Annotated in this window: 6 protein-coding genes; 2 read left to right on the forward strand and 4 right to left on the reverse strand. The window is 44.7% G+C overall.

Translation table 11 applies throughout. The features are described 5' to 3' along the window. Window positions 1–443: 443 nt before the first annotated feature. Window positions 444–3,644 (reverse strand): GAF domain-containing protein, encoded by a 3,201-nt coding sequence (locus RMY31_RS23755; RefSeq protein ID WP_409878242.1) that lies wholly within the window; start codon window positions 3,642–3,644, stop codon window positions 444–446. Between the two features lie 643 nt (window positions 3,645–4,287). Between RMY31_RS23755 and RMY31_RS23760 the strand changes: the two genes are divergently transcribed. Continuing rightward, complete coding sequence (locus RMY31_RS23760; protein ID WP_409878243.1) at window positions 4,288–4,470, forward strand: hypothetical protein; 183 nt, start codon at window positions 4,288–4,290, stop codon at window positions 4,468–4,470. Between the two features lie 69 nt (window positions 4,471–4,539). Here the strand turns inward: RMY31_RS23760 and RMY31_RS23765 are convergent, their stop codons facing one another. From RMY31_RS23765 to RMY31_RS23775, 3 genes are all read right to left on the reverse strand, one after another. Next, a complete protein-coding gene (locus RMY31_RS23765; RefSeq protein ID WP_409878244.1) occupies window positions 4,540–7,845 on the reverse strand; it encodes a type 2 lanthipeptide synthetase LanM family protein in 3,306 nt (1,101 codons plus the stop codon). Window positions 7,846–7,968: 123 nt separating this feature from the next. Further along, on the reverse strand, window positions 7,969–8,259 hold the full coding sequence (locus RMY31_RS23770; protein WP_409878246.1) for a Nif11-like leader peptide family natural product precursor: 291 nt from the start codon (window positions 8,257–8,259) through the stop codon (window positions 7,969–7,971). 229 nt (window positions 8,260–8,488) lie between these two features. After that, window positions 8,489–8,779, reverse strand: a complete 291-nt coding sequence (locus RMY31_RS23775) for a Nif11-like leader peptide family natural product precursor (protein WP_409878248.1) — start codon at window positions 8,777–8,779, stop codon at window positions 8,489–8,491. A 174-nt stretch (window positions 8,780–8,953) separates the two neighbouring features. Between RMY31_RS23775 and RMY31_RS23780 the strand changes: the two genes are divergently transcribed. Next, window positions 8,954–9,766: a class I SAM-dependent methyltransferase gene (locus RMY31_RS23780; protein ID WP_409878249.1), complete on the forward strand. Its 813-nt coding sequence runs from the start codon at window positions 8,954–8,956 to the stop codon at window positions 9,764–9,766. Window positions 9,767–9,892 lie beyond the last annotated feature (126 nt).

Below are 9,892 nucleotides of genomic sequence, written 5' to 3' on the forward strand. Positions count from 1 at the left end.
ATATCCATTGCGACTCAGAGATTCTAGTTTTTGCCTCTGTTCGGTATTCAGTAACACTTTATCTCTACGACCTTTCCCCATTAGCTTACCCCATTTTGTACCAACTTTATTGCACTATTTTAGCCTTGCCATGCCACTACATTCCGCAGGTCTCTCATGTGAGCAGATAATATTTTTGGCAAGGAGCACCAAAAAACTGGAGAATCCAACGTCGTTCATCTGTCAGATTGGCAATCTGTTTAACTTTGGCGCTCGTTACCAGATGAATCGACATGAAACGGGTAAGAAATCTCCCATATATCTAATGAGAAAATCATATTTTACATATCCCAACAAGCGCTCAAAGATAATAAAGATAGACTGCCTATCTTTAAAATCAGTCTACAAGTGATGATTTTCGAGGTAAGCCTGTAAAAATCATCACTTTGTCATTTTGCTTATTCCTAGTCTGACACCTTGACTTTAGCTACTGGTTTTCCTGGTTTCGCCTGACGAATCGGCAACTCAACCACAAACTCTGTGCCTTTGCCAGGTTCAGATTGACAGTAAATTTTACCGCAGTGTTTCTCTGTGACAATCTGATAACTGATAGAAAGTCCCAGTCCTGTGCCTTTACCAACAACCTTGGTGGTAAAAAATGGATCGAACAGCCGAGAGAGTACCTCTTGACTCATGCCGAGTCCGTTGTCGGCAATGCGAATATCAATCCAATCTTTATTGAGCAGGGAGGTAGAAATTCGGATTTTGCTGGGGCTGGCGGCGATCGCTTCCGGAGTTGCTTGGGCGTTTCGCTCTTCTAACGCATCAATGGCATTAGACAGCAAATTCATAAACACTTGATTCAACTGACCGGGATAGCATTCTATCAAAGGTAAAGTATCATATTCTTTGCTCACATGAATCGTGGGGCTATCGCCTGAAGGCTTCAAGCGGTTTTGCAAAATCATCAATGTACTATCGATGCCTTCGTGAATATTTGCGGCTTTGAAGTCAGCTTCATCTAGCCGCGAGAAGTTCCGCAAAGAGCTGACAATTTCACGAATGCGCTCAGTGCCGACTTTCATAGACTGGAATAATTTAGGTAAATCATCGAATAAAAACTCTATTTCGGCTTTCTTTAAAAACTCTTTTATTTCCGGATCGGCATCGGGATGATAATGTTGATAAAGCTCCACACAGCGCAGCAACTCTTGGGTGTATTGGTGGGCATGTTCTAAGTTGCCGTGGATGAAATTAACTGGGTTATTAATTTCGTGGGCAACTCCCGCCACCAGTTGTCCCAAACTAGCCATTTTTTCAGAGTGGATGATTTGCAGTTGGGCAGTACGCAGTTCATTCAGTGCATAGGCGAGTTGATTTGCTTCTTCACGGGTTTGACCCAGCAAACTAGATTGTTGGAATAAGTTGGCTTGACGCAGCGCTACACTCAGTTGAGCCGCCACTTGGGTGACAAATTCTAATTCAGCCTCTTCCCAATCACGCGCATGGGTGCATTGATGAATGCACAGCAATCCCCACAGTTCATCACCTTCCATTAGCGGCACAATAATCTGTGCTTTGACTTGGAATCGTTCAATTACATCTAGATGAGGCACCTTCGAGCCAACGCTGTTGACATCAGACATCACTTGCAACTTGCCTTGGCGGTATTGCGGTGCGTACTGGTCGCCGAAGCAATAGTCTTGCACCTTCACAGCGAGGGCTGAATCGAACTTGGGTAGGACATCTTCAGCGATAAATTCACCACTGCAAAAACCGACATCAGAATCAAAACGGAAAATGCCGACGCGATCTGCGTTGAGCGATCGCCGTATTTCCTGTACTGTGGTTTTCAAGATTGTCTCTAAATCCAACGACTCCCGAATTTTGACAACCAAATCGAATAAAATTCGCCGCTGTTCAGCCGATTGGTGCAGTTCATCAGCGCGAGTTTGGATTTGGGTCACCATTTCTGAACTTTGCATCGCCACTCCCAGTTGACTGGCAACCTGTCCCAAAAATTCCACTTCCACACTATCCCACTGACGCGGGGCAGAATGTTGATAGGCAGCCAGCAATCCCCAGAGATTTCGTCCTACAAAAATTGGGGTTAGCACATAGGCGCGAATCTTGAACTGCTCCAAAATATCTAGGTGACAGCGCGAGTGTCCGGCTAGGTAGATGTCGTTAACAGCAAAATTTTCGTTGTTGCGGTAGCGTCCGCCTTTGGTTTCTTGGAGGTGAGTATCCTCCCAAACTAGATTTTTGCCGAATGGACTGATACTGTCCCACTGTGATTCAACCATGCCGAATTGACTGACAAATTCGCCACTCCAGTCCAGATTAAAGCGATAAACGCCGACTCGCTCAACTCGCAGCAGTTTACACACTTCTTGGCAAGTGGTTTTCAGAATCAAATCAATATCTAGGGAGGAGCGGATTTTCCCGACGACTTCCGTGAGTGCCCGTTGCCGAGCGATCGCATCTTGCAGGGCAGAAGCTTGTTGTTTCGACTGAGTTAAATTTTCGGCTTGCTGAATCGCCACTCCTAATTGTGCCCCCACCTGTCCGAGGAACTCAACTTCATAATTTGCCCATTGACGCGGCCCGGAGTGTTGATAAGCTGCTATCAGTCCCCACAGTTTCGGCCCGATGAAGATGGGCGCTAAGGCATACGCTCGAATCTTGAATTGCTCCAAAATGTCGATGTGACAGCGCGAGTGAGCAACTTGATAAATGTCGTTGACAGCAAAACTTTCGTTATTGCGGTAGCGCCCGCCTTTGGTGTCTTGGAGGTGGGTATCTTCCCAAACCAGATTTTTGCCAAATGGATGGATTCTATCCCACTGCGCCTCTACCATGCCGAATTGGCTGACAAATTCGCCGCTCCAGTCTTCATTGAAGCGATAAATCGCCGCTCGCTCAAACTTTAGGAGTTTGCAGAGTTCTTGACAAGCGGTGTCCAGAATAATTTCGGTGTTCACAGACGAACGAATATTCCCGACCACTTCTGTCAAAGCACGTTGCCGCGCGATCGCATCTTGTAGTTCTGCTGTACGTTGTTTGGTTTGTTCTAGGGTTTCTATCTGCTGCATCGCCACACCGATATGGCTGGCGGCTTGGGCGAAGAATTCGACTTCGTGAGGATACCATTGTCGAGGCGCGGAGTGTTGATAGGCTGCCAACAAACCCCACAGTTTTGCCCCAATAAAAATAGGTGCGATCGCATACGCCCGAATTTGAAACTGTTCTAAAACCTCAACATGACAACGAGCGTGCCCTGCATCGTAAATGTCAGCCACGGCAAACGGCTCATTTTTGCGATATCGCCCTCCTTGGGTTTCTTGCAAATGCGAATCTTGCCATACCAAGTCCTGTCCAAAGGCAGTCAGTGCATCCCAAGGAGATTCTGCAAAGCCAAAACGATTGATAAAACTACCACTCCAGTCAGTGTTGAAACGGTAGATTGCCACCCGTTCAATCTTCAATTGCCGACAAATATCTTGACAAGAAGTCGAACACAGGGATTCTAAGTTGACAGATGCACGAATCTTAGCCAGAATTCGCCCCAAGATTTTTTGGTACTGAACCGTAAGCTGTAGCTGCTTGTGGCACTCTTGCAGATCCAGGAGGTTTGAGGTTTCATAACCGTTTGTTATTGTCATGCAGTATAAAGAAAATTAAATACCTACTTTCAGTGTTCCCTGATTTATTTTTTTGATCGCAAGTTCAAACCAAAACTAAGTCTCTACTAAATGTGACGATTTTTTACTTTCGTGTTTTTGAACAAACAAGGCAGTCCCAATCAAACAAGTTTCACCACCATGTATGAAAATGTCTTTCTCCCCTTGCTCTTCAAGTCAAGAGCCACTGCCGTGCAGAAGGGAAGAGGATTTAACTTGTTTTCATTCGTAGCGGGTGGTGCGCCGTCAGTGCGCCTGCTCTTCAAAAATACAGGTGTAGAGGTTTAGGAGAGCAGAGAGTAGTGTAGTTCAATTTAGAGCCAAAAGCTTTGTAAGTCAGGATTGTAGTCGCTGGCAGCTTTGTAATACATGTTATCTTGTTGCTTGCCTTACTGAATTTCGAGCAAGCTTAAACCCTCGACAGGAGATAAACTAAGTTTGTAACACCATCTCAAAAACTTGTACAAAGTAATCAATGTTCGTTTAGGAGTAACTTTTGTTTCTCTGATGAAGGGATTTGTGTGGAGTGAGGGAGTCGCAGCGAGCAGATTCCCAAGAGCTTGAGCAATCCACAAATCCCGATTAAATTTGCGCCCTTTGCTTCGGCTATGACTCAGTAGCTAAAGTGCTTAAGGTTCTTCCAGAAGTGCCAAAAGAAATTGTGATGGTAGATGATGGTTCTACCGATGGTACTCGTGAGTGGCTTATCCAAACCTTTGGCGATCCATTACTCGGCCCTGTTAGTGTTAACCTTGATTCTGACAAACGGTTAGTTGTAATGAATGGGGTAGACAGACTGTCAGGATAGTGCGTTGGTGTCAGCTCCTTTGGGATGTCAAAGCTCTCTCCTTTGCCTCTCTGCGTCTGCTGCTTACACTCACTCCCACAACAGTACTGAAGGTAGGTCATCGCTAGCTAGCCGTAGCAATTCATAGCCAATTCCCGCTGTGCCCCGGAATAAACTGGGGTGGAATACTGAACTAGGCAAATTAACGAACATCTGATATGCTCCGGTTCGTTTGGCTTTAGCCACGACATTTGTAGCATTCTGGAGGGCAATCTCACGCCAATCAGAGCGAGAGTAGCGTTGTGACCCAACTAATAGCACCTCAGCCCGACCTAAATTACCACAGCACAGGTGGTCGCTAGCTTCTAAGCCATAATTCTGGGTGGTTTGCAGGGCAATTTCAATCTCACGTTCAATTCCAGGAATATTGACAAGCTCGACGCAGCCTAAGCGCGCCAAGCCAATTCCGGCTGCACCGTGACACCAGACAACCGGGAAGCTTGGTGGCTGATTGGGTTCTAAGCTGCGAAAATCAGGCCAGTTGCCATGAGATTCACTAAAGACACTGCGCTCATACTCGATACTTTCCAATGCTGCTTCGTAATAAGCTTGATTTTGCGTCACAGCGTAGAGTCGCAGTAAGGCGTAGGCGATTCCGGCGGCTCCGTGGGAGAACCCAGTCAAGGGTTTTTCACCAATGGTCTGCCAAGCTTTGGGAGCATCTTCGTAGCTAATTCGCTGCTCGAGCAAATGCTCTCCACAGGCGATCGCTTTTTCTAAAACGGTTGCATTTCCTGTTACTTTATGCAGAGACAACAACCCTAGAATGGCTCCTGCCGAGCCGCTCATGATATCTAACTTTTTATCCGCAGCAATCAGTTCTGGTGTTATCCACTCGGCTAATGCTTGAGCATCCGGCAATAGCGTCTCATCTTTGAGGAATTGGCTCACCTTCACCAAGCCATAAATTATCGAACCTAAACCCGTACCGCCACCAATACCCATGAGCCGAGCCATAAGTTGCCGAGATTCTAAGTTCAAGGTTTGGATTTGCCGACGCAAGGGTTGTAGCGCCCTTAATGCTAAATCGCGGGAACGCGAATCATTAGTTACTTGACTAAGCGCGGCGAGAAACAAAGCAACTCCACTGCGGCCGTCATAAAGACTGTTGCCCAAAACTTGCAATCGGAACCGCTCTGCTTCATGCACGTAACCTAAGCCAATCCAGTTGACACTGCCATCGGGATCTGGTATGGCTGTCGTTTCCAAATTAGTGGCGATCGCTTTGGCTTCGGCAATTAATTCTGCCGCACTTAGCAACGGTAACGATTCGGCATTCCATTGCTGAATGTCTTGGCTGGGAGTTTGCGCTACCTTGGCATGGAATGAGCCTTGAATAATAGCCGTTTGTCGAGCTAAGTCAATCTCATCCATTGCCTGTAACTGATTCAGGGCATGTTGATAACTAGGTTGCTTAAAGTATTGCCCAATGGCTAGCTCATCGCTCACACTCAATTCATCGCTGGCAGCATTCGCAGTGAAAAATGGAATATCCAATTGTTCCATTGCTCGCAGTTCTGCACTCAAAATCGGCAAAGCATTGGGTTTGTCTTGAGCAACCAGAAAGGCACGACTGAGGCGATCCAATTCAATGCTAAAGTCTACACCGTGTTTGAGGTAATCGGGCGATAAAGTTTTTTGTAAGATGGCGCTGTAGATGCGAGTGTTGCGGAAGACAAAGCGGACTTGCTGGTTCTGCATTGCAGTTAACGGACTTCCAAAAACCAGTAATATGTCCTTATGCATCATCAAAAAGCGATACATCACCTCGAAACCAGCAGTAATTTGCGCTTGATAATCGCTGGCAGATAAAGCAATTTCACCTAAGCGCGGCACATTTTTCCCTACGGACATGGTGACAGACTCATGATACATCTGCATGTCGTCGGTATTGATGCGTAGCCATTTGGGTAGTTTATGAGGTACTTTTTGAGAATCTGTACTACCCAGCCCGCTAACATCATAGGCAATGCGGCGATCGCTACTAAAGTCCCAACGCGGTAAAAGCCCAGTGCGTAACACAGATTCCCAAAATTGCTGTTCTGCTGCTGTCTCAAATGAAGCATCCGGTGAGTTTTCTATCAGATTCGCTTCATGGTGCAGCAAGGTTTCCATATCAACTAACACCAAATGTTCGGCACTGGCAATTAAATTTTCATGGTGGCAATCTGTTCCCCGCAGAGCGTAAAGCACGCACAACAACATCCCAGCTCGCTGATAAAAACGTTCTACAGCGGCTTCATCGTTACAAGGTTGATGTGTAATATATTCTACCCAACCGTAATTATCTCGGTTCAAGACTTGGATAACTTTGAAATCTAAAAGCTGACTGTGTTGATTGCACCAGTCTAAAAATTGGTTATAAGCAACTTCTAATCCTAAATCTTTAGGTTTATATACGAGTTTTAGTCCAGACTCAAAGGTGAGCAAAATGACCGTTCGCCCGCGCTTGTGTGGGTCAGAAAGGGAAGTTTGGATTTCTACAACTTTGCCCAAACTATCATTTGTAGAGCTAAAGATTCGCTGAATATCTGCTTTATCTTTAGCCAGACGTTGGATAAACTCGGTGGCAGACTCTACCCAAAAATTGACCGCTGTTGCTACTAAACGACCGAGAACTGGATATTTATTAAATAGAGTCAAAAATCCATCTTCTAGGATTTGATTGACAAACTTATTATAGTGAGTTTTATTGTTGCTCTTTTCTGCTGCTACTCCTAGCAGGTTGAGTAGATTTTTACCGAACGGCCGAACTTGAGAAAATTCAAAATTCAGCGTCTTGGTACAAATTCCTGCTAATCGTTGTAGCAAGCTGCGCTCTAATTCTTGGTAAGCAGCTTTTGTCTGGACTGATAAAGGTAAGCTTTTTTCAGTCAGTTGCCCAGAACCAAGCCGAGTCAAAAGTTGTTGTCTGGCAACTGCGATCGCAGGCAGTAGGATATCTTCAAAGGGAATCGGATTTTCTGGATTAATTGGTAAATCTATTTCCAGTGCAGGCTCAAATTCCTTTGCCAATTGCATAATCTGCTGCAAAGTTTCTGCCCATGCTGGCAATGATGCTTGTGGGTTCCAGTTGATGCTTGCTAAGCGAGGGCGAATGGTAGCAAGGTCTAAGCTTTCCCACTGCAAGCGTTTATGTAAAGTGTTCCAGTCTCCTAAGATGTGATACCAGCGATCGAGCCGACGCTGAATTTCTGTTTCATTCAGTGAATCAACGTCAATGATAAATCTTTCTGTATTGAGGCGTTCCCAAAAAAAACTAGCGTTGGCAACAATAGTTGTGAAATTCGCTGGAGACAATGGGATATCTGGTATAGCTACGACTGGATTTTTCATAATGCTAGCTTGCAGTAGAGCAGAGGGACAGGGGAGCAGAGGGGTAGGAAGCAGGAGTTATTTCTTCTCCTTCCTCCTACATCCAGTCTTAATGAAGAATATTGTTAGCTAAGTGCTGAAGTATCAACATTGACCATTTCCTTTAGGACAATCGGTACAACATGACATGTGACTGTGACCGGTGTCAGCCATCATCCCTCCACTAACGCTGAGTAATTCTTCTTCACTCAGTTCGCCAAATTCCATAGATGTTAACTCTGTCAGTACTTGAGACAAGCCTTCAACAGTGAATTTATAACCCTTTTCTGCACCAGCGATCGCTAGCAGCTTAATGGCTTCTGCTTCGTTAGCTGCTGCTGTTAATTTTTGTTGTAGTTGGGCGTTTTGGAGCAGTTCTTTGATTTGGTGTAGCATGATTGTTTTTTCCCTTTTACTTTACTTAATTAAATGGCAGAGATTTTTTGCTTGTCTTATGCGGCGTTCTCTGCGTTTGTGAATATAAATTTAGAGAGAAATAGGGGAGAACTAGGGGAGATAATCGCAATTTGGAAAAATTTTTGTTGACCACCTTATACCCTTACCCTCTTCTTCTCTCCTTTACACCTAGGTTCAATGAAAAATATTGTTGGCTAGTTTTGAAATATCAACATTGACCATTTCCTGCGGGACAATCAGTACAACAGGACATGTGGCCGTGACCGGTGTCAGCCATCATCCCTCCACTGACGCTGAGTAATTCTTCTTCACTCAGTTCGCCAAATTCCATAGATGTTAACTCTGTCAGTACTTGAGACAAGCCTTCAACCGTGAATTTATAACCCTTTTCTGCACCTGCGATCGCTAGCAGTTTGATGGCTTCTGCTTCGTTAGCTGCTGCTGTTAATTTTTGTTGTAGTTGGGTGTTTTGGAGTAGTTCTTTGATTTGTTGTAACATGAGTGTGTTTTCCTTTGTGGTTGGTTTATTAAATGGCAGAAGTTTTTCACTTGTCTTGCGCGGTGTCTGCCTTTCTGAATATGAATTTAGAGAGAAATAGGGGAGAACTAGGGGAGATACTCGCAAAGTTGGAAAAAAATTTTTTTGGTGTCCAAAAGCTGACAAAACTAGCTTATGCAAGACTTTAGACAAGAAATAAATGCCAGAGCTTCTATAGATTTGGAACAGCGAAGGACTTGGTATTCTCCCGTTGCTGATGTTTATTACAATGCAAGAGCGCCCTATCCAAAAGAACTAATCGCTCGGTCTGTCGCTTTAGCACAACTTGACTCAGATGCATCGATTCTTGAAGTTGGTTGTGGCCCGGGAAATGCAACGGTGACTTTTGCTCAATTTGGTTTTTCAATGACGTGTATTGAGCCAAACCATGATTTTTGTCATTTGGCACAACACAACTGCGATCGATATCCAAAAGTTACAATTTGCAATACTTCATTTGAGGAGTGGGAACTAGAAGCAAAACAGTTCAATGCCGTTCTATCTGCCAATGCCTTTCACTGGATACCGCCAGAGATTAGATATGCCAAGGCAGCAGCGGCACTGTGCGATAACGGTTTTTTGATCCTGCTATGGAATCTGACCCCAGAACCGAAATACGAAGTTTACCAAGCGATCGAGGAAGTGTATCAAGCTTATGTGCCCTCCCTTGTTAGATATGAAGGTGCAAAGATTCAAGCGGAGATTTTAAGGGGGTTTGGACAAGAGATTTTAGACTCCAATTGTTTTAAAGAGTTGGTTGTCGAGCAAACTGCCTGTGAAGTCATCTATAGCATTGATGACTACCTCAAGCTTTTGAGTACCTTTCAGAGACTAGAGCCACAAACGAAAGAGTTACTATTTGCAGGATTGCGGGAGAAGCTAGAAAAATTTGGAGATAGCGTACAACTGGAGTTTCTTTCTGCTGTTCATGTTGCGCGTAAGTCTTAAACCATCTGCTCCAGCTAGAAAACACTGGCGACTCTCCACATCTTCTTTATAAAGACAATATGTAGTTTTACTGTAGTTGACATATCCCAGTAATTGGCTAACGATACAATCGCTATATAAAGTCGC

It is taken from the genome of Dendronalium sp. ChiSLP03b (assembly GCF_034531165.2).
Classification (GTDB): Bacteria; Cyanobacteriota; Cyanobacteriia; order Cyanobacteriales; family Nostocaceae; genus Dendronalium; species Dendronalium minutum.